This window comes from Amaricoccus solimangrovi (genome assembly GCF_006385685.1).
GTDB lineage: Bacteria > Pseudomonadota > Alphaproteobacteria > Rhodobacterales > Rhodobacteraceae > Amaricoccus > Amaricoccus solimangrovi.
The window spans coordinates 384,576-406,977 of record NZ_VFRP01000001.1 but is presented as its reverse complement, the minus strand read 5'-3'; the positions used below and the strand labels follow the sequence as shown (position 1 = coordinate 406,977).

Genomic DNA, 22,402 nt, shown 5'->3' with positions numbered 1-22,402 from the left:
GCCTGGATTTCTCCCGCGATCTGAAGATCGCCCCCTCGATCCTCTCGGCCGATTTCGCGCGCCTCGGCGAGGAGGTGCGCGCGATCGAGGACCAGGGCTGCGACTGGGTCCATGTCGACGTGATGGACGGGCATTTCGTCCCGAACATCACCATCGGCCCGAACGTCGTCGCCGCGATCCGGCCGCATGTCCGCACGGTGATGGACGTGCATCTGATGATCCAGCCGGCCGATCCCTATCTCGAGGCCTTCGCGAAGGCGGGCGCGGACATCATCACCATCCATGCCGAGGCGGGGCCGCATCTCGACCGCTCGCTCGCGACGATCCGCGGGCTCGGCAAGAAGGCGGGCGTCTCGCTCACGCCCTCGACCCCGCCGGCGGCGATCGAATACGTGCTCGACAAATGCGACCTCGTCCTGGTGATGACGGTCAATCCCGGATTCGGCGGCCAGTCCTTCCTCCATTCCCAGCTTCCCAAGATCCGGCGCATCCGCGAGATGGTCGCGGACCGGCCGATCTGGATCGAGGTGGACGGCGGCGTGACGCCCGAGACCGCGCCGCTCTGCCACGCGGCCGGCGCCGACGCGCTTGTCGCCGGCTCGGCGGTGTTCAGGGGCGGCACGCCCGACTCGTACGGCCGCGACATGCGGGCAATTCGGGATGCCTGCGCGGCGGGAGTCTGAACGCGCCCCCGGAAACGGAAGCGCGCCCCGCGAGGTGATATCCTCGTGGGACGCGCCAAACCCGGGGCTCCGGGTAATCTGGCATGACGGAGAAATTTCCGTCGTCGCTTCAGGTCGCGGACCGGGCAATTCCGGCAGTCCGCCCCTTCCGGGGCCATTAAAAGAAGCCGTGAAACTTTCTTGCTCTCTATGAGCGGATTTTAGCTGATTCGCACATGCGCGTCAAAGGCGACGCGCATGGTTCAACATTTGCGAACTCCCGCGAACCGAAGCGATTGATTGACTTATCAGTCAACGATTCAGGCGAAGAGCTCGTGGCAGGTCTCCAGCGCGTCCACCAGCACGTCGACCTCGGCCTTCGTGTTGTAGAGGCCGAACGAGGCCCGGCAGGTCGCCGTGACGCCGAGATGCTTCATCAGCGGCTGGGCGCAGTGATGCCCGGCGCGCACGGCCACGCCCTTGCGGTCCACCACGGTCGAGATGTCGTGCGGATGCGCGCCGCCCGACATGGTGAAGGAAAAGATCGCGCCCTTCTCCGGCGCGTTCCCCTGCACCGAGAGCCAGTTCAGCCCGGTCAGCCGCTCCGCCGCGTAGTCGCGCAGGCTGTGCTCATGCGCCGCGATGTTGTCGAGCCCGAGCCCGGTCATGTAGTCGATCGCGACCCCGAGCCCGACCATCGCGGCGATCCCGGGGGTGCCGGCCTCGAACTTGTGCGGCGGATCGTTGTAGCTCACCACCTCCCGCGTCACTTCGCGGATCATGTCGCCGCCCCCGAGGAAGGGCCGCATCTCCTCCGTCCGCTCGCGCCGGATGTAGATCGCGCCCGAGCCCGTCGGGCCGTAGAGCTTGTGCCCGGTGATCGCGTAGAAGTCGCAGCCGATCTCCCGGACATCGACCGGCATGTGCACCGCCGCCTGGCTGCCGTCGACGAGGACCGGCACGCCCCGCTCGCGCGCGCCGGCGCAGATCGCCTTCACGTCCACCACCGTGCCGAGCACGTTCGACATGTGCGTGACCGCGACGAGCTTCGTGCGCGGACCGATCGCCTCGATCACGGCGTTCGGATCGAGCGAGCCGTCGGGCGCGGTCTCGACCCATTTCAGCACAGCGCCATGCCGCTCGCGCAGGAAGTGCCACGGGATGATGTTGGCGTGATGCTCCATCACCGAGAGCACGATCTCGTCGCCCGGCTCGATCCGGGGCTCGGCCCAGCCGTAGGAGACCATGTTGATCCCCATGGTCGAGCCGGTGGTGAACAGGATCTCGTCCTCGTGCGCCGCGCCGAGGAAGCGCTGGATCGTGCCGCGCACCGCCTCGTAGCGGTCCGTCGCCTGGTTCGAGAGATAGTGCAGCCCGCGATGCACGTTCGCGTAGCCCTGGCCGTAGAGATCCGCGATCGCGTCGATCACGACCTTCGGCTTCTGCGCCGAGGCGCCGTTGTCGAGATAGACGAGCGGACGCCCGTAGACCTCGCGCGACAGGATCGGGAAATCGCGGCGTACCGCGTCGATATCATACATCAGCCCACCTCATGCGGCGTGAGCCCGAGGATCGCGACCAGGAGACCCAGTCCGATCATCAGGACGATCCCGGTCAGGACCACGCCGCCCATGACCATCAGGGGATTTTCGAAACCATGTAGCTCGGTCACGTAATTGGCGAAGACCCAGAGCGCCCAGACCATGCCGACGAGCGCGATCGCCGCGGCCAGCGCGGGCAGGATCGCGAGCGCGAGGAACTGCAGCGCCTGGATGCCGAGCAGCATCGCATTGAGCCAGACGACCAGCGTCATCGCGGCTTTCGGCCGGCCGCGGCCGCCGAAGAGCGCGCCGACTTTCCACGTCAGCCAGCCCATCGCCAGCATCACGACGAGTTCCACCCCCGCCGCGAGAAGCGGCATCGACAGAAGCTCGGTCGAGACCGGGTCGATCGTCTCGCCGCCGATCCGCATCGCCGCGTAGGCGAGCATGACGCCGAGACAGGAGATGGCCAGCGCCGCGGCCAGCAGGTCGCGGGTCGGCGGGTCGAGCGCGATCAGCCGCCGCGCCGCCTCCCGCGGGCGGTTCAGGCTGTCCCGGGCGATCCCGCCCCAGAAACCCGGCTCGGAGAGATTGTCCTTGGCCATCCGGCGCTTCCCTTGCTCAGCCCGGCGGTGTCATGCCGCGCGTCAGCATCGACAGTGAGACAGCGACCAGACCGAAGGCAAGGCCGAGCACCGCGCCCACCCGCCAGGTCGCCGAGAAACCCTCCGCCTCCGCGAAACTCGCCGCGAGGAGCCGGAGCCAGAAGAGGAACGCCGCGAGCCCCGCGAGCGGCAGCAGCGCGGGCGACAGCCCCCCCGCCATCTCCGCGACCGAGCGCAGCGCCGCCATCGCGAGCGCCAGCGGCGCGCCGAGCAGCACGGACCAGAACACCGCCACCCGCGCCCGGAAGAACCCGCCCCGCGCGCCGAAGCCGCGCGCGACGAGATGCGCGAGCGCGGCGAGCGCGTAGGCGAGCAGCGGCGCGAGGAAGAGATAGGCGAAGAGATGCGCCGCCACCGCGCCCGCCACCGGATCCTCGATATCGAGCGCCCGCGCGCGCCGCGCCGCCTCCGGCACGCTCGCGACGAAGCCGAGCGCGCAGGCGATGAAGAGCAGCGCGAGCGCGCCGCCCTCGGTGATCCCCCGCGCGATCAGCCCCGCCATCGCCGCCCGGGGGCGCCGATAAGCCTCGGCCATGGCCGCGACGAGCCCGCGGGACGCCGGCGCCGTCATCGGATCAGAGACGGCCCCGGCGGGCGAGCCAGGCCCCGAGACGCTCCCGCATGTCGTCGGCGAGGACGGGATCCTCGATCTCCTGGATCGCCTCGTCGAGGAAGGCCAGCACCAGCAGGCCCTCCGCCTCCGCCCGCGGCAGGCCGCGCGAGGTGAGATAGAAGAGCGAGGTCTCGTCCACCGCGCCGCAGGTCGAGCCGTGCGAACAGGCGACGTCGTCGGCGTAGATCTCGAGCTCGGGCTTCGCGAGGAAGTTCGAATCGTCGTCGAGCAGCAGCCCCTGGCTGATCTGGTAGCCGTCGGTCTTCTGCGCGCCGGGCTTCACGAGGATCTTGCCCTGGAAGACGCCGGTCGCCCCGCTCCGGAGCACCTTCTTGAACACCTGCCGGCTCTCGCAGTTCACCGCGTCATGCGTAATGAAGACCGTGTCGTCGTGCAGGAAATCCGCCTCGCCGATCGAGGCCCCCGCGACCCGCGCATGCGCGTCGTCGCCGGTGAACTCGATCACGCATTCGTTGCGCGTCAGCCGCCCGTTCGCCGTCATCGTGAAGGACTTGAAGCTTGATTCCTTCCCGAGCCGCGCGAAGATCGCCGTCGCGGCGCGCCGGTCATGCGCGCGGCCTTGCGTGCGCACGTGATGGAAGGAAGCGTTGTCCGCCACCTCGATCTCCAGCACGCTGTTGAACCGCGCCGCCGCCGCGCCGTTCTCGAGCAGCGTCAGATCGGAGCCGGGCGCCATCCGGATCAGGTGGCGCACCATCGCCTCCCCGGTCTCCGAGGCGTGGCGGTAGATGAAGCTCACCGGCCGCGCCGCCTGTCCGGTCACGTTGATCACGATCCCTTCCGTCGCGCGCGCGGTGTTGAGCGCGGCGAGGGGCCGGTCCACCGGATCCTGCCCGCGGGTCTCGAGCACGCCGAAGAGATCGCGCGCCCAGTGGATATCCGTCCCGACTACCTGCGCGAGCGTCTGGATCTCGACCCCGGCGAGTTCCAGCGGATCGGACTGGTCCGGATCGTAGACGCCATCGACGAAGACGATCCGGAGCCGGTCGACATCGCCGAAGGGCGGCTTCTCGATCGCGTCGTAGACCGGCGCGGGCTTCGGCGGCTGGACGAGCAGGCTCGTCGGATCGGTGAAGCGCCAGTATTCGTCGCGCCGGACCGGCGCGCCCATGGCCATGAGCCGGGCGGCGGCCTTCTCGCGCGCGCTCCGCGCCCAGGACGCCTCGCCGACCGGCGCGGGCCAGACGGCGAGCAGCGCCTCGGCGCCTTCGAGTTTGCGTGCCGTTACTGCCATTTACGCCACCGACTTCAGAATGTCGGCATAGCCGTTGTGCTCGACCTCGAGCGCGAGTTCCGGCCCGCCGCTCTGCACGATCCGGCCATCGGCCATGATATGCACCACGTCCGGTCTGATGTGATCGAGCAGCCGCTGGTAGTGCGTGATCACGAGGAAGGACCGGTCCGGCGCGCGCAGCCCGTTCACGCCATCGGCGACGAGCTTCATCGCATCGACGTCGAGGCCCGAGTCGGTCTCGTCGAGGATGCACATCCGGGGCTGCAGCATCGCCATCTGCAGGATCTCGTTGCGCTTCTTCTCGCCGCCCGAGAAGCCGACATTGACCGGGCGCTTCAGCATCTCGGCGTCGATGTTGAGCGTCTTCGCGGTCTCGCGCACCAGCTTCAGGAATTCGGCGGCGTTCATCTCCGGCTCGCCGCGCGACTTGCGCTGCGCGTTCACGGCCGTCCTCAGGAAGGTCATGTTGCCGACGCCCGGGATCTCGACCGGATACTGGAAAGCGAGGAACAGCCCCGCCGCCGCGCGTTCCTCCGGCTCATGGTCGAGCAGGTCGAAATCCCCGAGGCTCGCGGCGCCCTCGGTCACCTCGTAGCCGTCGCGGCCGGCGAGCACGTAGGAGAGCGTCGACTTGCCCGAACCGTTCGGCCCCATGATCGCATGGACCTGACCGGCGGGCACCTCAAGGCTCACGCCCTTCAGGATCTGCTTGCCCTCTTCCTCGAGCTTTACGTGAAGATTTTCGATTTTCAGCATGATTTCTCTCGGTTTCGGCCAGCGCGTCGCGGCCGCCTCGTGTTTCGTTCAGGCCGCGTTGGCGCGGTCGAGATGGCCGGCGACCCAGGCCGCCATCGGCAGCCAGACCAGCACGGTGAGCGCGAAGGTCAGCATGTTGGGCCACCAGGTCAGGGCGTTCCACCAGATGCCGAGGAAGCCCGCGAAGGGCATGGCGACGAGCGCGCCGATCACCCGGTCCTCCAGCGGGACGGAGAGCCCCCGGCGCAGATCCTCTTTCGCGTGGGCGCGGATGTCCTTCAGGTCCATGGTTACCCCTCGTAGAGATCGAGCCGTCGCTCGATGCGCTCCAGGCGGAGCCTGAACTGCGCCCTACCGATGTCGCGGTTTGCTTCGGATGTGAGAAAGGCGCCCATATGCTGCTTCATGCTCCGCATTTCCGACGCCGTTTCTTCTATCTTCTCCTCCACCCGGGAAAGCTGACCCTGAAACCGCTTGAGGTGTTCGAGCATCAGGTTCTCGACCTCGGTCATCCTGATTTTCCCTTCGAAGCCGTCACCCCACCGAGCCTTCCAGACTGATCGCGACGAGCTTCTGCGCCTCCATCGCGAATTCCATCGGGAGCGCCTGCAGCACCTCGCGGCAGAAGCCGTTGACGACGAGCGCCACCGCCTCCTCCTCGTCCATGCCGCGGGCGCGGCAGTAGAAGAGCTGGTCCTCGTCCACCTTCGAGGTGGTCGCCTCGTGCTCCACGCGGCTCGAGTTGTTCTTCACCTCGATATAGGGGACCGTGTGCGCGCCGCACTTGTCCCCGATCAGCAGGCTGTCGCACTGGGTGTAGTTGCGGCTCTTCGTCGCCTTCGGATGCATCGAGACGAGGCCGCGGTAGGTGTTCTGCGCGCGGCCCGCCGAGATGCCCTTGGAGACGATCCGGCTCTTCGTGTTCTTGCCGAGGTGGACCATCTTGGTTCCGGTATCGGCCTGCTGCGCGTTGTTGGCGATCGCGATCGAGTAGAACTCGCCCTGCGCGCCCTCGCCCTTCAGGAGGCACGACGGGTACTTCCAGGTGATCGCGGAACCGGTCTCGACCTGCGTCCACATCACCTTGGCCCGCGCCTCGCGGCAGTCCGCGCGCTTGGTGACGAAGTTGTAGACGCCGCCCCGGCCTTCCTCGTCGCCCGGATACCAGTTCTGGACGGTCGAGTACTTCACCTCCGCGTCCTCGAGCACGACGATCTCCACGACCGCGGCGTGAAGCTGCGCGATGTCGCGCTTCGGCGCGGTGCAGCCCTCGAGGTAACTCACATAGGAGCCCTTGTCCGCGATGATCAGCGTGCGCTCGAACTGGCCGGTGTTCTCGGCGTTGATCCGGAAATAGGTCGAGAGCTCCATCGGGCAGCGCACGCCGGGCGGCACGTAGACGAAGGAGCCGTCGGAGAAGACCGCCGAATTCAGCGTCGCATAGAAGTTGTCGCTGTAAGGCACGACGGAACCGAGATATTTCCGCACCAGTTCGGGATGCTCACGCACCGCCTCGGAGATCGAGCAGAAGATGACGCCCGCCCTGGCCAGTTCCTCCTTGAAGGTCGTGCCGACCGAGACCGAGTCGAAGACCGCGTCGACCGCGACCTTGCGGCCCTCCGCCGGCGCCGCCTCCGCGCCCTCGACGCCCGCGAGGATCATCTGCTCGCGAAGCGGGATGCCCAGCTTCTCGTAGGTCGCGAGCAGTTCCGGATCGACCTCGTCGAGCGACTTCGGCTTCACCGCCATGCTCTTCGGCCGGGCGTAGTAGTACTGGTCCTGGAAGTCGATCTTCGGATAGTGGACCATCGCCCAGGTCGGCTCCTCCAGCGTCTTCCAGCGCTCGAAGGCGCGGAGCCGCCAGTCGGTCAGCCATTCCGGCTCGCCGTTCTTCTCCGAAATCAGCCGGACGATATCCTCGTTCAGCCCCTTCGGCGCGTATTCCGTCTCGATATCGGTCGCAAAGCCGTATTTGTACCGCTCGCCAACCGAACGGACGGTGTCCACCGTCTCCTGATCGACACCCTCGCGGATCCCGGCTTCGTCCAGTGCCGTCATGGGTCAAACCTCTCCAACAACTCTTTCCGGCGACGTCTCCGACATCCTCCGGCGCCGCGCGCGGCTGTGACTCTTCTTCCAGGCATCGGCGAAGGCGAGCACCGCCTCCCGCTCGACGCCCGGCCCGATCGAGACCCGGAGCATCGCAGCCGCGACCTCCGGCTCGTATCCCATCGCGGTCAGGGTACGGCTCGCCTTCACCTTGCCGCTCGAACAGGCGGAACCCGCCGAGACCGCGAAACCGGCGAGGTCCATCGCCATCACCTGGGTCTCGCCCTTCCAGCCGGGCGTGACCAGGGCCAGGGTGTTCGGCAGCCGCGCCGACCCTTTCCCGACAAAAATAGTCTCCGAATTCCCGTCTTCCAGAGCCCGCTCCAGAATATTCCGGGTCTCGGCCACTTCCTCCCAGATCCCGCGGGCGAGATCGGCGACCGCCGCCCTCGCGGCGGCGGCGAATCCGGCGGCGCCGATCAGGTTCTCGGTGCCCGCGCGGCGGCCGAGCTCCTGCCCGCCGCCCCGCTGGAGCGGCTCCACCTCCTCGCCCCGGCGCAGCAGCAGCGCGCCGATCCCCTTCGGCCCGCCGAACTTGTGCGGCGCGATCAGCGCCGCGCGCGCCCCGGTCCAGCCGAAGGCGAAAGGCAGCTTCCCCGCCACCTGCGCCGCGTCGACGAGCGCGAGGCCCGGCGGAAGCTCCTGGACGATGCCGGTCTCCGAATTCGCGGCCTGAAGCGCGGTCCGCCCCGGTTCCGCGACCTCGACCCGGCCCTCCGCGGTAACGGGCAGGCAGGCATCGATCCAGCCGAGCACGCAGTCATGCTCGACCGGCGCGCCGACGCGGTTCCGGCCGCGCAGCGCCAGCGCGGCGGCCTCGGTCGCGCCTGAGGTCAGGACCACCTCGTCGGGCTCCGCGCCGAAGGCCTCGGCGATACCGGCCCGCGCGCGTTCGAGCAGCCCCTTCGCCGCACGTCCCTCGGCATGGACCGAGGAGGGATTGCCGACGAGATCCATCGCCTCGATCATCGCCGCCCGCGCCTCGGGCCGGAGCGGCGTCGTGGCGTTCCAGTCGAGATAGACGCGGCCGCTCATGCGCCCCCCGCGGCGGCGACGCCCTCCGCTCCGGAGGCAACCGGCGCGACCATCGGCGCGTCCGCCTCGTCGACCACGGCCACGAAGCTCGGCACCGCCGGACAGGGGGCCAGCTGGTTCGCGACGATGTCCGAGAGCCGGGTCTGGTGCAGCAGCACATAGACGTTGGCCGAGAGCTGCTCCCAAAGCTTGTCGGTCAGCCGCTGCTCCGCCGTGCCCTGCGTCGCGCCGGAGGCGCCGGCGCCGCGCGTCAGCGCGTCCATCGTCTCGTCGACCGCGGCGAGGATCTCGGAGACGCGGACCTGCTCCGCGGGCCGCGCGAGCCGGTAGCCGCCGCCCGGGCCGCGGACCGATTCCACGATCTCCGCCCGCCGCAGCTTCACGAAGAGCTGTTCGAGATAGGCGAGGCTGATGTCCTGCCGCTCCGCGATCTCGCTCAGCGAGACCAGCCGCGCCTGCCCGCCCGCCCGGGCGGCCAGATCGGTCAGCGCGATCATCGCGTAGCGGCCCTTGGTGCTCAGTTTCATCGCCGATCCTCTCCCCGCCGCCGCGCGCCAAACAGAAGGCGCCGCCCGGTGTTGACGCCCAGCCGGCGAAACCCTAACTAGCGTCCTGACTTTGGATCGCCCGCGCATCCAATCTTAGAACGTTTCTAGATTGGTCGAGTGATTCCGTCAAGTTCGCGTTTGTTACGACGGGAGAGCGACCAGATGCCCGAGGTGATTTTCCCCGGCCCCGACGGGCGACTCGAGGGGCGGTATCACCCGCAGAAATCCAAGGACGCGCCGATCGCGATCATCCTGCATCCCCATCCGCTTTACGGGGGCACGATGAACAACAAGGTCGTCTACAACCTCCACTACACGTTCCACCGGATCGGCTTCACCTGCCTGCGCTTCAACTTCCGGGGCGTGGGCCGCAGCCAGGGCGAATACGATCAGGGCATCGGCGAGCTCTCCGACGCCGCGGCCGCGCTCGACTACCTGCAGGCGCTCAATCCGAACGCGCGCTCCTGCTGGGTCGCGGGCTTCTCCTTCGGCGCCTGGATCGGGATGCAGCTCCTGATGCGGCGGCCGGAGATCGCGGGCTTCGTCTCGGTGGCGCCGCCGGCGAACCAGTACGACTTCTCCTTCCTCGCTCCCTGCCCCTCCTCCGGCCTCATCATCGGCGGCTCGGCCGACCGGGTGGTGCCGCCGGGCGACGTCGCCAATCTCGCCGACAAGCTCAAGCAGCAGAAGGGCATCACCATCACCCATGAGACGATCGAGGGCGCGAGCCATTTCTTCGATCCCGGCATGGACGAGATGATCCGGACGGTGGAGACCTATGTCCGCCGCCGCCTGACCGAAACCACCCGGTAGGGCGGACATCTGTCCGCCGCCCGTAGCGCCCGCGCCCCGCGAGACACGCCATGCTCGACGCCTCGGTCCTGCTGCCCTTCGTCGCCGCCGTGGTCGTCATCGCGCTGACGCCCGGCCCGGACATGACCTTCTTCCTTGGCCGCGCGCTTTCCTCGGGCCGGGCCGCGGGGCTGGCGGCGGTCGCAGGGGCGGGAACCGGGCTGCTCGTGCACACGCTCCTCGTCGCGCTCGGCGTCTCGGCGCTGATCGTCGCGGCGCCGGCGGCCTTCGCGGCGCTCAAGATCGCCGGGGCGCTCTACCTGCTCTGGCTCGCCTTCCAGGCCATCCGCCACGGCTCCGCCCTGCGTCTGCCGTCGCACGCCGCGCCGCGATCGGGACTCCTCGGCACCTGGGCCTCGGGCGTCGCGATCAATGTGCTGAACCCCAAGGTCGCGCTCTTCTTCCTGACCTTCCTGCCGCAGTTCGTCTCCGCCACCGACCCCCACGCGGCGGCGAAGCTCTTCCTGCTCGGCTCGATCTTCATCCTGCTCGGGAGCGCGATCAATCTCGCGATCGTCCTCGCGGCCGACCGGTTCGCGACGGGGATGCGCGCCAATCCCCGCGTGGCCCGCGCGCTCGACTGGCTCTTCGCCTCGATCTTCGCCGCCTTCGCCGCGCGGCTGCTCTTCGCCCGGGCGCATTGAGGGAGGCGGACAGATGTCCGCCCTACGCGCGATCCGTAGGGCGGACATCTGTCCGCCTTACCCTCACGGCCGGCTGATCCGCCCGCCGCTCACCGGAAGCCGCGCGCCGGTCGTCGCGGGCGAAGAGGTGGGCAGGCCCCGCACAACCCGCGCGGCGAGAAAGGCGAAGGCCTGCGCCTCGAGCATGTCGCCATCGAGCCCGACCACCTCGACCGGATCGACCGGCGCGTTGGTGCGCGCCGCGATCATCCGCGTAAGCGTCAGGTTCCGCCGCCCGCCGCCATGGACGAGCCAGCGCGACGGCGGCTCGGGGAAATGCCGCGCCGCCTCGGCCACGCAGGCGGCGGTGAGCGCGGCGAGCGTCGCGGCGCCGTCCTCCGCGGAGAGGTGGGAGACGCGGTCGAGATAGCCGTGGAAATCCTGCCGGTCCAGCGATTTGGGCGGCGTCCGGAGGATATACGGATGGGTTCCGAGGTCCGCGAGCACCTCCGCCGCCACCCGGCCCCGGCCCGCCGTCGCCCCGTCCGCGTCGAAGCTCGCGCCGGTCCGCGCCTTCAGGAAATCGTCGATCAGCGCGTTGCCCGGCCCGGTGTCGAAGGCTAGGAGCGCCCCCTCGGCCTCCGGTGCCGGCTGCCTCGGATCGACCCAGGTGACGTTGCCGACGCCGCCGAGATTGAGGAAGGCGAGCGGCGTCTCGGCGCCGATGAACCGGGCACAGGCGAAATGGAAGAAGGGCACCAGCGGCGCGCCCTCGCCGCCGCTCGCCACGTCGGCGGCGCGGAAATCCCAGACCACCGGCAGGCCCGTCTCCCGCGCCAGCAGATCGCCGCGCCCGGCCTGATGCGTGCCGCGCCCCTTCGGATCATGCGCGAGCGTCTGGCCGTGATAGCCCACGAGATCGACATCCGCGAAACCCGCGACCGCGCGCGCATGGGCGGCGCGGCTCAGCGCCTCGATCGCCGCGACCTCCGGCGCCTCGGGCCAGAGGCCGAGGCCTGCGCGCAGGATGTCCCGCTCGGCCTCGGTGAAGGGCAGGAAGGCGGAGGGGCCGAATCCGAGGATCGCCTCGCCATCGGTCTCGAGCACGGCGGCGTCGACCCCGTCCATCGAGGTGCCCGACATCAGCCCCAGAACCCGCATGCCTGTCTCCGCTCTTTTCAACGCGCGTCCATTGGCTATAGAAGCGCGATCTTCCGAACGAAAGGACCCGTGCGATGACCTACCGGCCGAGGAGCGACTTTCTGAACGTCATGGTCGCGCGCGGCTATCTCGCCGACTGCACCGACCTCCAGGGGCTCGACGACGCGCTGCTCGCGGGCGTCGTGCCGACCTACATCGGCTACGACGCGACGGCGAAGTCGCTGCATGTCGGGCATCTGCTGAACATCATGATGCTGCGCTGGCTGCAGAAGACCGGTGGCAAGCCGATCACGCTGATGGGCGGCGGCACGACCAAGGTGGGCGATCCGTCCTTCCGCTCCGAGGAGCGGCCGCTGCTCGACGACGCGGCGATCCAGTCCAACATCGACGGGATGAAATCCGTCTTCGCGAAATACCTCGCCTATGGCGAGGGCGCGTCGGACGCGATCATGCTCAACAACGCCGAATGGCTCGACGAGCTGAACTACCTCGCCTTCCTGCGCGACATCGGGCGGCACTTCTCGGTGAACCGGATGCTCTCCTTCGAGAGCGTGAAGAGCCGCCTCGACCGCGACCAGTCGCTGAGCTTCCTCGAATTCAACTACATGATCCTCCAGGCCTACGACTTCCTGGAGTTGAACCGCCGCTACGGCTGCCTGCTGCAGATGGGCGGCTCGGACCAGTGGGGCAACATCGTCAACGGCATCGACCTGACGCGCCGTGTCGCCGGGACGGAGATCTTCGGCCTGACCTCGCCGCTTCTCACCACGTCCGACGGCCGCAAGATGGGCAAGTCGGCGGGGGGCGCGGTCTGGCTCAACGGCGACATGCTCTCGCCCTACGAATTCTGGCAGTTCTGGCGCAACACGACCGACGCGGACGTGGGCCGGTTCCTGAAGCTCTATACCGAGCTTCCGGTCGAGGAATGCGACCGGCTCGGCGCGCTCGGCGGCGCGGAGATCAACGCCGCGAAGGTGGTCCTCGCCAACGCGGTCACCGCGCTCTGCCACGGGCCGGAGGCGGCCGCCGCCGCCGAGGCGACCGCGCGGGAAGTGTTCGAGAAAGGCGGCGTCGGGGCGGAACTTCCGACCGTGGCGCTCCCGGCCTCCGACATTCCGGAGGGCGGGATCTCGGTCGTGCAGCTCCTTGTCCGCGCCGGGCTCGCCGGATCGGGCAAGGATGCGAAGCGGCTGATCGCCGAGGGTGGCGCGCGGATGGACGACGTGGCACTGACCGACGCGGGGCTGCATCTCGACGCGGCGGCGCTCGGCACGGGGCTGAAGCTCTCGGCGGGAAAGAAGCGGCACGCGCTGGTCAGGGTCGAGGGATGAGCGGCGCGCGGGGGGCGGCGGACTGAAGTCCGCCCTGCGGGGCCGTAGGGCGGACATTTGTCCGCCATCGGCGAAGGCGCGGGCCCGGGGGCGCCGCGCCTTTTCTCATTTCACCGTGACCTTCGTCATGTAATCGGGGCTCGGCACCATCCCGGCATGGCCTTCGCCGCGCGCGATCTTGTCGACCACCTCCATGCCCGAGGTCACCTCTCCGACGACCGTGTACTGGCCGTCGAGGAAGGGTCCGGGCGCGAACATGATGAAGAACTGCGAATTGGCGCTGTCCGGATCCTGCGCGCGGGCCATGCCGACCGTGCCGCGCACGAAGGGCGTCTGGGAAAACTCCGCCGGCAGGTCCGGCAGGTTCGACCCGCCCATCCCGGCCTGGCCCCCGCCATAGACGTCCTTCTTGCCGAACTGCACGTCGCCGGTCTGGGCCATGAACCCGTCGATGACGCGGTGGAAGGCCACGTTGTCATAGGCGCCGCTCTCGGCGAGCTGCTTGATCTGCGCCACGTGCTTCGGCGCCAGATCCGGGCGAAGCGCGATCTCGATCGTGCCGTTCGCCTGCCCCGCCACCTCGATCACCAGCGTGTCGCCCGGGTCGGCGGCGAGCGCCGCCCCCCCGAGCCCCAGCGCCGCCACCAGCGCCAGGAAGCTCCGCCGGATCATGCGTCGGCCGCGACCTTGACCGCGATCATCCGGTCGGGCTCCGCCGGCGGCTCGCCGCGCGTGATCGCGTCGACATGCTCCATGCCCGAGATCACCCGCCCCCAGACCGTGTACTGGCCGTTCAGGAAATGGCCGTCCTTGAACATGATGAAGAACTGCGAATTGCCGCTGTTCGGGTTCTGGCTGCGCGCCATGCCGACCACGCCGCGGTCGAAGGGCAGTTTCGAGAATTCCGCCGGCAGGTTCGGCCGGCTCGACCCGCCGGTGCCGGCGCGGCGGATGTTGAAATCCTGCTCCATGTCGCCGTTCTCGACATCGCCGGTCTGGGCCATGAAGCCCTCGATCACGCGGTGAAAGGCGACGTTGTCGTATTCGCCGCCGCGGGCCAGCGCCTTGATCTGCTCGACGTGTTTCGGCGCCACGTCGGGCAGCATCTCGACCACCACGTCTCCACCCTTCAGCGTGATGATGAGCGTGTTTTCCGGATCCTTGATTTCAGCCATCGTCTCCTCCTGGCTCGTCTTCGGGGGCGGACCCTAGGGGGTCTCCGGGCCGGGGGAAAGGGGCGAAGCCAGGTCTCGCGGGCGATTTTCGGGCCCGGGGACGGATCGGGGCCGGCGCGGTCAGGACCGCGTCAGCCGCGCCACCCGCTGGCCCTCGGGAGGCGCGAGCCGACGGGACAGCGCCTCGCCCACGCGCGCCGGCACGAAACCCGCGACATCGCCGCCGAGGCGGGCGATCTCCTTCACCAGCCGCGAGGCGATCGCCTGATAATGCGCGTCGGCCATCAGGAACACGGTCTCGACCTCGTCGTTCATCGCCCGGTTCATGCCGACCATCTGGTATTCGTATTCGAAATCGGAGACCGCGCGCAGCCCGCGCACGATCATCGTCGCGCCCACGTCCTCGGCGCAATGGATCAGCAGGTTCTCGAACGGATAGGCGACGATCTCCGTCCCCGTCGCCTCGGCGATCCCGGCGCATTCCGCCTCGACCATCGCCACCCGGTCCTCGAGCGGAAAGAGCGGACCCTTGTCGCGGTTGATCGCGATGCCGATCACCAGCCGGTCCACGAGGCTGCAGGCCCGGCGGATGATGTCGAGATGGCCGAGCGTGATCGGGTCGAAGGTCCCGGGATAGAGTCCGATCCGCATAGCGAGCCCCCCCTGCGGTTTGTCGGCGCAAGCAACAGCATCCGCCCGGGCCGGTCAAGATGCTCCCGCGCGCGCCTTACCAGCTGTTGGCGATCATGCCCGTCAGCGCGCTGTTCTCCATCTCGATCTCCTCGAGCCGCGCCTTGACCACGTCGCCGATCGAGATCACGCCCACCATCCGGTTGTCCTCGATCACCGGCATGTGGCGGAACCGGCCCTCGGTCATCTTGCCGAGCACCGCGTGCGCGGTGTCGTCGTAATGGCAGCCCACGACGGAGGAGGTCATCAGATCCTTCACCTTCGCCTCGAGACAGGCGGCGCCGACGGTGCCGAGCGCGCGCACGATGTCGCGTTCCGACAGGATGCCATCGACGATCGCGCCGTCGTCGCTCACGATCACGGCGCCGATCCGGTGCCTCGCCAGGATCTCGACCGCCGTCCTGACAGTGTCGTCGCGCTTCACGGTCACGATGTCATGGCTCGGTTTGCCGCCGACAATGTTCCGAACGATCATATGTTTCTCCCGCGTTTTTAATTCTGTTCTCGAAGTCAAGTGTCTCGCGCGCGCAACTTTCTGTCAAGGCAGACCATCGGAGAGTGCCAGCCGCATCCGCCGCGCGATCACATCCGCGACGCGATTGATCCGCGCGACGCGCGCGTCGTCCTGGTGGAGGATCATGTAGAAGGAGCGCCTCAGGTGGATCTCGCCGGGCAGCACGGCGGTCAGTTCCGGATGCTCGCGCGCGATGAAATCGGGCAGGATGCAGAGCCCCGCGCCGGCCTGGCACCAGCGCCGCTGCGTGATCAGGCTGTTGGAGGTCAGCGCCGGCTCCGCGTTGCGGCCGAGCAGCGCGTAGTAGTCGAGCTCGCGCTCGAACACCATGTCCGAGATATAGCCGATGCCGCGCAGGTCCGAGAGATCCTCGAGCCGTTCCACCGGCGGGCGCGCGGCGAGGATCTCGCCCCGGACATAGAGGCGCAGGTCGAAATCCGCGATCTTGCGCACCGTCAGCCGTCCGGCCGTCGGCGGCGACACGCTGATCGCGAGATCGGCCTCGCGCCGGGACAGGACCGAGCTGCGCGGCAGCGACACGCATTCGACGCGCAACCCCGGATTGTCGCGGGACAGCATGTCGCAGGCGTCGATCATCAGGTAATGCGACACCCCGTCCGGCGCCCCGATCCGCACCACGCCCGACAGCTGTTCCGGATCGCCGCCCGAAAGCTCCACCGCCTCGCCGACCTGGCTCTCCATCGTCTGCGCGCATTCGATCAGGCCCCGCCCCGCCTCGGTCAGCAGGTAGCCGCGCGGACCGCGGTCGAAGAGCTCGCGCCCCAGCGCCTTCTCGAGCCCCGCGATCCGGCGCCCGACCGTCGCCGGGTCGAGCCCGAGCGTCTGCCCGGCCGCGCCGAGCCGCTTCTGCCGCGCGACCGCGAGGAACACGCGGAAGTCATCCCATCGAACCGTACTTTTTTGCATGGTCTCTCCCCGATTCGGATCATAGCACGCTGGCGTTTTTCGCAAGACCGGCCTTTGGTCGCGGAGGGGGCCGATTGGCGCCGCGCGGTCGCGCCGCGCGGACCGGGCCGCTAAGATGCGTCGGCGCCGGCGGGAATCACCGCGCGCCGGCGCGTGCGAAGCGACGGGAGAGCGGGATGAGCGACGTCTGGACACGCAAGGAGGGCCGCGCCGGCCGGATCACCCTCACCCGCCCGAAGGCGCTGAACGCGCTCAGCCTGTCGATGGCGCTGGAGATCCAGGCGGCGCTCGATGCCTGGCGGGAGGACGCGACGGTGGATCTGGTGCTGATGGATGCCGAGGGCGCGCGCGCCTTCTGCGCCGGCGGCGACATCGCCCGGATCTATCACGCGGGGCGCGAAGGCGATTTCGAGACCGGCCGGCGCTTCTTCACCGAGGAATACCGGATGAACGCGGCGATCGCGCGCTATCCGAAGCCCATCGTCGCCCTCGCCCAGGGCTTCGTGCTCGGCGGCGGCGTCGGATTGTCGGGCCATGCGCGATACCGCGTGCTCGGCGAATCGACGCGGGTGGCGATGCCGGAATGCCCGATCGGCCTCGTCCCCGACGTCGGCGGCAGCCTGCTGCTCGCCCGCGCCCCCGGACGCCTCGGCGAGTTCGTCGGCCTCTCGGCGCATCGGATGGAGCCGGGCGACGCGATCCTCGCCGGATTCTTCGACCGGTTCGTGCCGGAGGCGGACTGGCCGGCGCTCGCCGCCGAACTGGTGGGCTCCGGCGATCCGGGCGCCATCGCGCGTTTCGAGAAACCCGCGCCGGAGGCGAGGCTCGCCGCGCGTCTCGAAACGATCGACGACGCGTTCTCCGCGCCCGACCTCCGCACCCTCGCCGGCCGGCTGGAGGCGACGGACTGGGGGCATGAGGTGCTGCGCCGGCTCCGGGGCTCCTGCCCGCTCTCGCTGGCCTGCGCGCTGGAACTGGTGCGCGCCGCGCGCGCGGAGCCCGGGATCGAGGCCGCGCTCCGGCGCGAATACCGCTTCACCTACCGCGCCGCGAGCCAGGGCGAGCTGCTCGAAGGCATCCGGGCGGCGGTGATCGACAAGGACCGCGCCCCGGTCTGGCGCGATTCGATCGGCAGCCTCCGCGCCGAGGAAGTCGCCGCGATGCTGGCGCCGCTCGGCGCGCGGGAACTGGATCTGACCGCGGGCGGGGGCGCGGCGTGAGGCCCGCGGCCGCGCTCCGCGCGCTCGGCCTCGCCGCGGGGCTGCTGGCGCCGCTGCCGGGGGCGGCCCAGGACCTCGTCGACCGGCTGCTCGCGAAAGCCTCCGCCGCCTGCGCCTATCTCGACGGCGGCGAGATGACGGCGCCGGAGGGCACGGTCACCCGGGTCGACCTCACCGGCGACGGCGTGGCGGAGGCGCTGGTGGACGAGAGCCGGCTCCGCTGCTCCACCGCGGCCTCCGCCTATTGCGGCTCCGGCGGCTGCGCGCTCCACGCCGTGGTCGGCGACCGGGTGACGAGCTGGCAGGCGACCGGCTGGCGGCTCATCGACTGGGGCGAGGACCGGATCCTGCTCATCGGCCGCGACGGCGGCTGGTGCGGCGGGATCGGCGCCGAACGCTGCTACGAGGCGGTGGTCTGGAGCGACGGCCGCTTCCTCTCCGTCGCCCCGCCCGACGCCGGCCAGCCCGGACAGATCCCGTAGGGCGGACATCTGTCCGCCCTCCGCCCCGCCCCTGTTCCGCCCTATTCCGCCGCCACCCTGCGCGCGGCCAGGAGCGGTGCGAGGTAATGCCCGGTGTGGCTCGCGGGGATCTTCGCGATCTGCTCGGGCGTGCCGGTCCCGACCACCGCGCCACCGCCATCGCCGCCCTCCGGGCCGATGTCGATGATGTGGTCGGCGGTCTTGATCACGTCGAGATTGTGCTCGATCACCACGACCGTGTTCCCCTGCTCGACCAGTTCGTGCAGCACGTCGAGGAGCTTCTTCGTATCCTCGAAATGCAGCCCCGTGGTCGGCTCGTCGAGGATGTAGAGCGTGCGGCCCGTGGAGCGTCGGGCAAGCTCCTTCGAGAGTTTCACCCGCTGCGCCTCGCCGCCCGAGAGCGTCGTCGCCTGCTGGCCCACCTTGATGTAGCCGAGGCCCACCCGCATCAGCGTCGTCATCTTGTCGCGGATCGACGGCACGGCGGAGAAGAACGCCTCCGCGTCCTCCACCGTCATGTCGAGCACGTCGGCGATGCTCTTGCCCTTGAACAGCACCTCCAGCGTCTCGCGGTTGTAGCGCTTGCCCTGGCAGGTCTCGCAGGTCACGTAGACGTCGGGCAGGAAGTGCATCTCGATCTTGATGACCCCGTCGCCCTGGCAGGCCTCGCAGCGCCCGCCCTTGACGTTGAACGAGAACCGCCCGGGCTTGTAGCCGCGCGCCTTCGCCTCCGGCAGCCCCGCGAACCAGTCGCGGATCGGGCCGAAGGCGCCGGTATAGGTCGCCGGGTTCGAGCGCGGAGTGCGGCCGATCGGCGACTGGTCGATGTCGATGACCTTGTCGAGATTCTCGAGCCCGCGCACCTCGTCGCAGGGGGCGGGCGTCTGGCGCGCGCCGTTGAGGCGCATCGAGGCGGTCTTGAACAGCGTCTCGATCGTGAGCGTGGACTTGCCCCCGCCCGAAACGCCGGTCACGCAGGTGAAGGTGCCGAGCGGAAATTCCGCCGTGACGCCGCGCAGGTTGTTGCCGGTGGCGTTCCGCACCACGACCGACTTGCCGTTGCCCTTGCGCCGCCCGGCCGGAACCGCGATCTCGCGCGCGCCGGTCAGGTACTGGCCGGTGATCGAGTCCGGATTGGCCGCGACCTCGGCCGGGGTGCCCGAGGCGATGATCTCGCCGCCATGGACGCCCGCGCCCGGCCCCATGTCGAAGACATGGTCCGCCTCGCGGATCGCCTCCTCGTCATGCTCGACCACGATTACCGTGTTCCCCGCGTCGCGCAGATTCTTGAGCGTGGTGAGCAACCGCCCGTTGTCGCGCTGGTGCAGCCCGATCGAGGGCTCGTCGAGCACGTAGAGCACGCCCGTCAGCCCCGAGCCGATCTGGCTCGCGAGCCGGATCCGCTGGCTCTCGCCGCCCGAGAGCGTGCCGGCGTTGCGCGCCAGCGTCAGGTAGTCGAGCCCGACATTGACGAGGAAGCCCAGCCGCTCGCGGATCTCCTTCAGGATCGCGCGGGCGATCTCGTTCTTCTGCGCCGTCAGGCTCTCGGGCACGGTCTCGACCCAGTCGAGCGCCTCGCGGATCGACTTCTCGACCACCTGGCCGACGTGGATCCCGGCGATCTTCACCGCCAGCGCCTCGGGCTTCAGCCGGTAACCGTGGCAGACGCCGCAGGGGCGGTTGTTCTGGTAGCGTTCCATCTCCTCGCGCGACCAGCTCGAATCGGTCTCGCGATAGCGCCGCTCCATGTTCGGGATCACGCCCTCGAAGGTGCGCTCGATCTCGTAGACCCGCCCGCCCTCGTCGTAGCGGAAGGTGATCTTCTCGCCCTTCGACCCGTAGAGCAGCACGTCCCGCGCCGCCTCGGGCAGGTCGCGCCAGCGCTTCTTCGCGTCGAAACCGTAATGCTTCGCCAGCGCCTCCATCGTCTGCCGGTAATAGGGCGACTGCCCCTTCGACCACGGCACGATGGCGCCCTTCAGGAGCGGAAGGCTCTCGTCCGGCACGATCAGCCGCGGGTCGAAGAACAGTTCCACCCCGAGCCCGTCGCATTCCGGACAGGCGCCGAAAGGCGCGTTGAACGAGAAGAGCCGGGGCTCGATCTCCGGAATGGTAAATCCCGAGACCGGACAGGCGAAATTCTCCGAGAAGGTGATCCGCTCCGGCTCCGGCGTGGTCCCGTCGTCGTTCGGCGGCGGCGCCGTCTCGAGGATGGCGATCCCGTCGGCGAGGTCGAGCGCGGTGCGCAGGCTGTCCGCGAGCCGCGTCTCGAGCCCCTCGCGCACCACGAGCCTGTCAACCACCACGTCGATGTTGTGGCGGAACTTCTTGTCGAGCGTCGGTGGACTGTCGAGTTCGTGGAACTCGCCGTTCACCTTGACGCGCTGGAAGCCTTTCTTCAGAAGCTCCTGGAATTCCTTGCGATATTCACCCTTCCGGTCGCGGACGATGGGCGCGAGCAGATAGGCCCGCGTCCCCTCCGGCAAGGCCATCGTGATGTCGACCATCTGGGAGACCTGCTGCGCCTCGATCGGCAGGCCGGTCGCGGGGCTGTAGGGCGTGCCCGCCCGGGCGAAGAGCAGGCGGAGATAGTCGTAGATCTCCGTCACCGTGCCGACGGTGGAGCGCGGGTTCTTCGAGGTCGTCTTCTGCTCGATCGAGATCGCCGGGCTGAGGCCGGAGATGTGATCGACGTCCGGCTTCCGCATCATGTCGAGGAACTGCCGCGCATAGGCGCTCAGGCTCTCGACATAGCGCCGCTGCCCCTCGGCGTAGATCGTGTCGAAGGCGAGGCTCGACTTGCCGGACCCACTGAGGCCGGTGATCACCACCAGTTCGTCACGGGGGATGTCGAGGTCGATCGACTTCAGATTGTGTTCGCGCGCGCCGCGGATCTCGATGAACTTCTGCTCGGCCATGCCAGGGTTCCATTGGGACAGGCGTTAGATAGCGTCCCTCGCCGGATTTACGAGTCCCGCGGGAGAAGAGAACAAAACGGGATCGTCCGCAAGCCCCGCCGGGGCGCCGCGGGCGCCCGGTGGCGGAAACCAGCCGGTCGGGCGCGCGCTCAGGCCACCGCCGGCCGCCCCCGGTTCACCCACCAGTCCCGGCCGCCGGCGCAGAGGAAGAGCGAGGCGATCCCGGCCACGAGCAGGAGTTCGCGCCCCACCGCCGAGGGCTCGTAGACGTTGAGCAGTGTCGCGAGCGCGTAATAGACGATGATGTGAAACGAGAAGACCTGCAGCGAATGCCGCCCGAGCAGGGTGAGCGCGGGCCGGGTGAAGAGCCAGTTCACCCCCGCCGAAAGCTTGCGGATCACCGCCAGCCGGTCGCTCGCCCCGTTGCGGGCGAGCCAGACGACGATGAAGAGATCGACGAGGAAGGCGAGCGGATAGACGACGCCGAGTACCGAGCGGGGGCTGCGCAGCGCGATGCGCTCGCTGTAGGCGTCGCCGAGCACGCGCAGTTCGACGATGAGATCGAAGATCCCGAGCAGCGCCATCCCCGCGACGGCGATGAAGAAGGTGACCCGGAACTGCGGCTGGTCGAGGAAGTCCAGCCGGAGCCGCCCCTGCGCCACCCGGAAGCCGACGAAGAGACCGACGAAGAACAGCGCCTGCCAGCCGAGCATGTTGAAGAACAGGCCGAACCGCGCCGGTATCCCCTCGGCGATCATGAAATTTTCCAGCGCGTACATGCCCTTGCCGGTCAGGCTCGTCTGCGCGGCGAGCCAGGCGAGCAGGACGAGCGCGAAATAGGGCGCGATCATCTCCCGGTGCAGCAGCCGGAGCGCGAAGGGGGTGACGAGCAGGAAGACGATGTACATGGGCAGGATGCCCATGTTGGCCGAGGAGGAGACGAGCAGCAGGCTGCCGATCGTGAAGGTCACCGGCGCCTCGAGATAGGGCTGGAGATCGACCGGCGCGTGGGTGCCGAGCGCGAAGGCGGCGGCGAGCGCCATCAGGATCAGCGTGACCTGATGCGTGTAGATCTGGCGCGCCCGATGCGCGGTGAGCGCGAGGCTCGCGCGGATCTCCGGCCGCGCCAGGAACCGCCGGCCATAGACCAGCCCGGCGACGGTGCCCGAGAGGAAGACGAATCCCTGCGCGTCCTCGACCCAGCCGAAATTCTTGTGGTGGAGCACGCCGAGCCAGCTGCGCAGCAGCCCGTCGAAATGCGCGATCGACATGAATATGAGGAAGAACCCCCGGAACCCGTCCAGGATCTCGTAGCGCCGCATGTG

The 22,402-nt window shown here is 68.9% G+C and carries 24 protein-coding genes; 6 read left to right on the top strand and 18 right to left on the bottom strand.

Annotated elements, in window-relative coordinates; genetic code table 11:
- The first annotated feature begins 2 nt into the window (after positions 1-2).
- On the top strand, positions 3-683 hold the full coding sequence (gene rpe, locus FJM51_RS01895) for a ribulose-phosphate 3-epimerase (protein WP_140452530.1): 681 nt from the start codon (positions 3-5) through the stop codon (positions 681-683).
- A gap of 299 nt (positions 684-982) precedes the next feature.
- On the opposite strand, the gene FJM51_RS01890 is transcribed toward rpe, so the two are convergent.
- From FJM51_RS01890 to FJM51_RS01845, 10 genes are read right to left on the bottom strand one after another with little or no spacing between them, the layout of a single operon-like run.
- Positions 983-2,203 carry a cysteine desulfurase gene (locus FJM51_RS01890; RefSeq protein WP_140452401.1) on the bottom strand — a complete coding sequence of 407 codons (1,221 nt, stop codon included), beginning with the start codon at positions 2,201-2,203 and terminating at the stop codon, positions 983-985.
- Positions 2,203-2,808 carry a Yip1 family protein gene (locus FJM51_RS01885; RefSeq protein WP_140452400.1) on the bottom strand — a complete coding sequence of 202 codons (606 nt, stop codon included), beginning with the start codon at positions 2,806-2,808 and terminating at the stop codon, positions 2,203-2,205. Before FJM51_RS01885 ends, FJM51_RS01890 begins: the two co-directional genes overlap by 1 nt.
- A 16-nt stretch (positions 2,809-2,824) precedes the next feature.
- Positions 2,825-3,439, bottom strand: a complete 615-nt coding sequence (locus FJM51_RS01880; protein ID WP_140452399.1) for a YIP1 family protein — start codon at positions 3,437-3,439, stop codon at positions 2,825-2,827.
- Between the two features lie 4 nt (positions 3,440-3,443).
- Positions 3,444-4,736, bottom strand: coding sequence for a SufB/SufD family protein (locus tag FJM51_RS01875; protein ID WP_140452398.1), 1,293 nt, complete (start codon positions 4,734-4,736; stop codon positions 3,444-3,446).
- Positions 4,737-5,492 (bottom strand): Fe-S cluster assembly ATPase SufC, encoded by a 756-nt coding sequence (gene sufC / locus FJM51_RS01870; protein ID WP_140452397.1) that lies wholly within the window; start codon positions 5,490-5,492, stop codon positions 4,737-4,739.
- Between the two features lie 48 nt (positions 5,493-5,540).
- Positions 5,541-5,780: a hypothetical protein gene (locus tag FJM51_RS01865; RefSeq protein WP_140452396.1), complete on the bottom strand. Its 240-nt coding sequence runs from the start codon at positions 5,778-5,780 to the stop codon at positions 5,541-5,543.
- A gap of 2 nt (positions 5,781-5,782) precedes the next feature.
- Positions 5,783-6,004, bottom strand: coding sequence for a hypothetical protein (locus FJM51_RS01860; RefSeq protein ID WP_140452395.1), 222 nt, complete (start codon positions 6,002-6,004; stop codon positions 5,783-5,785).
- 22 nt (positions 6,005-6,026) lie between these two features.
- Complete coding sequence (gene sufB, locus FJM51_RS01855; protein ID WP_140452394.1) at positions 6,027-7,550, bottom strand: Fe-S cluster assembly protein SufB; 1,524 nt, start codon at positions 7,548-7,550, stop codon at positions 6,027-6,029.
- Positions 7,551-7,553: 3 nt separating this feature from the next.
- Positions 7,554-8,636, bottom strand: coding sequence for a cysteine desulfurase family protein (locus FJM51_RS01850; RefSeq protein ID WP_140452393.1), 1,083 nt, complete (start codon positions 8,634-8,636; stop codon positions 7,554-7,556).
- Positions 8,633-9,163, bottom strand: a complete 531-nt coding sequence (locus tag FJM51_RS01845; RefSeq protein ID WP_140452392.1) for an Rrf2 family transcriptional regulator — start codon at positions 9,161-9,163, stop codon at positions 8,633-8,635. Before FJM51_RS01845 ends, FJM51_RS01850 begins: the two co-directional genes overlap by 4 nt.
- Before the next feature lie 183 nt (positions 9,164-9,346).
- Here FJM51_RS01845 and FJM51_RS01840 point away from each other — a divergent pair, with 183 nt between their 5' ends.
- Positions 9,347-9,997, top strand: coding sequence for an alpha/beta hydrolase (locus FJM51_RS01840; RefSeq protein ID WP_140452391.1), 651 nt, complete (start codon positions 9,347-9,349; stop codon positions 9,995-9,997).
- A 50-nt stretch (positions 9,998-10,047) separates the two neighbouring features.
- Entirely contained in the window at positions 10,048-10,680 is a 633-nt protein-coding gene (locus tag FJM51_RS01835; RefSeq protein ID WP_140452390.1) for a LysE family translocator, read from the top strand.
- A 63-nt stretch (positions 10,681-10,743) separates the two neighbouring features.
- On the opposite strand, the gene FJM51_RS01830 is transcribed toward FJM51_RS01835, so the two are convergent.
- Entirely contained in the window at positions 10,744-11,820 is a 1,077-nt protein-coding gene (locus FJM51_RS01830; RefSeq protein WP_140452389.1) for an anhydro-N-acetylmuramic acid kinase, read from the bottom strand.
- 74 nt (positions 11,821-11,894) lie between these two features.
- Here FJM51_RS01830 and tyrS point away from each other — a divergent pair, with 74 nt between their 5' ends.
- Complete coding sequence (tyrS, locus tag FJM51_RS01825) at positions 11,895-13,151, top strand: tyrosine--tRNA ligase (protein WP_140452388.1); 1,257 nt, start codon at positions 11,895-11,897, stop codon at positions 13,149-13,151.
- 105 nt (positions 13,152-13,256) lie between these two features.
- Here tyrS and FJM51_RS01820 read toward each other — a convergent pair whose 3' ends face one another.
- The 5 genes from FJM51_RS01820 to FJM51_RS01800 all read right to left on the bottom strand — a co-directional run bounded on the left by FJM51_RS01820 (position 13,257) and on the right by FJM51_RS01800 (position 16,457).
- Positions 13,257-13,823, bottom strand: coding sequence for a peptidylprolyl isomerase (locus FJM51_RS01820; protein WP_140452387.1), 567 nt, complete (start codon positions 13,821-13,823; stop codon positions 13,257-13,259).
- A complete protein-coding gene (locus FJM51_RS01815) occupies positions 13,820-14,326 on the bottom strand; it encodes a peptidylprolyl isomerase (protein ID WP_140452386.1) in 507 nt (168 codons plus the stop codon). Before FJM51_RS01815 ends, FJM51_RS01820 begins: the two co-directional genes overlap by 4 nt.
- A gap of 120 nt (positions 14,327-14,446) precedes the next feature.
- The gene (coaD, locus tag FJM51_RS01810; protein ID WP_140452385.1) at positions 14,447-14,977 is read right to left on the bottom strand and encodes a pantetheine-phosphate adenylyltransferase; all 531 of its coding nucleotides are present in this window, start codon (positions 14,975-14,977) and stop codon (positions 14,447-14,449) included.
- Between the two features lie 76 nt (positions 14,978-15,053).
- On the bottom strand, positions 15,054-15,491 hold the full coding sequence (locus FJM51_RS01805) for a CBS domain-containing protein (RefSeq protein ID WP_140452384.1): 438 nt from the start codon (positions 15,489-15,491) through the stop codon (positions 15,054-15,056).
- Positions 15,492-15,554: 63 nt separating this feature from the next.
- Complete coding sequence (locus FJM51_RS01800) at positions 15,555-16,457, bottom strand: LysR family transcriptional regulator (protein WP_140452383.1); 903 nt, start codon at positions 16,455-16,457, stop codon at positions 15,555-15,557.
- A gap of 176 nt (positions 16,458-16,633) precedes the next feature.
- Between FJM51_RS01800 and FJM51_RS01795 the strand changes: the two genes are divergently transcribed.
- Both FJM51_RS01795 and FJM51_RS01790 read left to right on the top strand, forming a co-directional pair.
- Positions 16,634-17,677, top strand: coding sequence for an enoyl-CoA hydratase/isomerase family protein (locus FJM51_RS01795; protein WP_140452382.1), 1,044 nt, complete (start codon positions 16,634-16,636; stop codon positions 17,675-17,677).
- Positions 17,674-18,159, top strand: coding sequence for a hypothetical protein (locus FJM51_RS01790; protein ID WP_140452381.1), 486 nt, complete (start codon positions 17,674-17,676; stop codon positions 18,157-18,159). The genes FJM51_RS01795 and FJM51_RS01790 overlap by 4 nt, the downstream gene beginning before the upstream one ends.
- Positions 18,160-18,200: 41 nt before the next feature.
- Here the strand turns inward: FJM51_RS01790 and uvrA are convergent, their stop codons facing one another.
- Together uvrA and opgC are read right to left on the bottom strand one after the other, a co-directional pair.
- Entirely contained in the window at positions 18,201-21,077 is a 2,877-nt protein-coding gene (gene uvrA / locus FJM51_RS01785; RefSeq protein ID WP_140452380.1) for an excinuclease ABC subunit UvrA, read from the bottom strand.
- Between the two features lie 149 nt (positions 21,078-21,226).
- A complete protein-coding gene (opgC, locus tag FJM51_RS01780; protein WP_140452379.1) occupies positions 21,227-22,399 on the bottom strand; it encodes an OpgC domain-containing protein in 1,173 nt (390 codons plus the stop codon).
- Positions 22,400-22,402: the final 3 nt, after the last annotated feature.

Coding starts and splice junctions, on each gene's coding strand:
- FJM51_RS01890 (WP_140452401.1), bottom strand. CDS start 2,203: ATGTATGATATCGACGCGGTACGCCGCGATTTCCCGATCCTGTCGCGC.
- FJM51_RS01885 (WP_140452400.1), bottom strand. CDS start 2,808: ATGGCCAAGGACAATCTCTCCGAGCCGGGTTTCTGGGGCGGGATCGCC.
- FJM51_RS01880 (WP_140452399.1), bottom strand. CDS start 3,439: ATGACGGCGCCGGCGTCCCGCGGGCTCGTCGCGGCCATGGCCGAGGCT.
- FJM51_RS01875 (WP_140452398.1), bottom strand. CDS start 4,736: ATGGCAGTAACGGCACGCAAACTCGAAGGCGCCGAGGCGCTGCTCGCC.
- sufC (WP_140452397.1), bottom strand. CDS start 5,492: ATGCTGAAAATCGAAAATCTTCACGTAAAGCTCGAGGAAGAGGGCAAG.
- FJM51_RS01865 (WP_140452396.1), bottom strand. CDS start 5,780: ATGGACCTGAAGGACATCCGCGCCCACGCGAAAGAGGATCTGCGCCGG.
- FJM51_RS01860 (WP_140452395.1), bottom strand. CDS start 6,004: ATGACCGAGGTCGAGAACCTGATGCTCGAACACCTCAAGCGGTTTCAG.
- sufB (WP_140452394.1), bottom strand. CDS start 7,550: ATGACGGCACTGGACGAAGCCGGGATCCGCGAGGGTGTCGATCAGGAG.
- FJM51_RS01850 (WP_140452393.1), bottom strand. CDS start 8,636: ATGAGCGGCCGCGTCTATCTCGACTGGAACGCCACGACGCCGCTCCGG.
- FJM51_RS01845 (WP_140452392.1), bottom strand. CDS start 9,163: ATGAAACTGAGCACCAAGGGCCGCTACGCGATGATCGCGCTGACCGAT.
- FJM51_RS01840 (WP_140452391.1), top strand. CDS start 9,347: ATGCCCGAGGTGATTTTCCCCGGCCCCGACGGGCGACTCGAGGGGCGG.
- FJM51_RS01835 (WP_140452390.1), top strand. CDS start 10,048: ATGCTCGACGCCTCGGTCCTGCTGCCCTTCGTCGCCGCCGTGGTCGTC.
- FJM51_RS01830 (WP_140452389.1), bottom strand. CDS start 11,820: ATGCGGGTTCTGGGGCTGATGTCGGGCACCTCGATGGACGGGGTCGAC.
- tyrS (WP_140452388.1), top strand. CDS start 11,895: ATGACCTACCGGCCGAGGAGCGACTTTCTGAACGTCATGGTCGCGCGC.
- FJM51_RS01820 (WP_140452387.1), bottom strand. CDS start 13,823: ATGATCCGGCGGAGCTTCCTGGCGCTGGTGGCGGCGCTGGGGCTCGGG.
- FJM51_RS01815 (WP_140452386.1), bottom strand. CDS start 14,326: ATGGCTGAAATCAAGGATCCGGAAAACACGCTCATCATCACGCTGAAG.
- coaD (WP_140452385.1), bottom strand. CDS start 14,977: ATGCGGATCGGACTCTATCCCGGGACCTTCGACCCGATCACGCTCGGC.
- FJM51_RS01805 (WP_140452384.1), bottom strand. CDS start 15,491: ATGATCGTTCGGAACATTGTCGGCGGCAAACCGAGCCATGACATCGTG.
- FJM51_RS01800 (WP_140452383.1), bottom strand. CDS start 16,457: ATGCAAAAAAGTACGGTTCGATGGGATGACTTCCGCGTGTTCCTCGCG.
- FJM51_RS01795 (WP_140452382.1), top strand. CDS start 16,634: ATGAGCGACGTCTGGACACGCAAGGAGGGCCGCGCCGGCCGGATCACC.
- uvrA (WP_140452380.1), bottom strand. CDS start 21,077: ATGGCCGAGCAGAAGTTCATCGAGATCCGCGGCGCGCGCGAACACAAT.
- opgC (WP_140452379.1), bottom strand. CDS start 22,399: ATGCGGCGCTACGAGATCCTGGACGGGTTCCGGGGGTTCTTCCTCATA.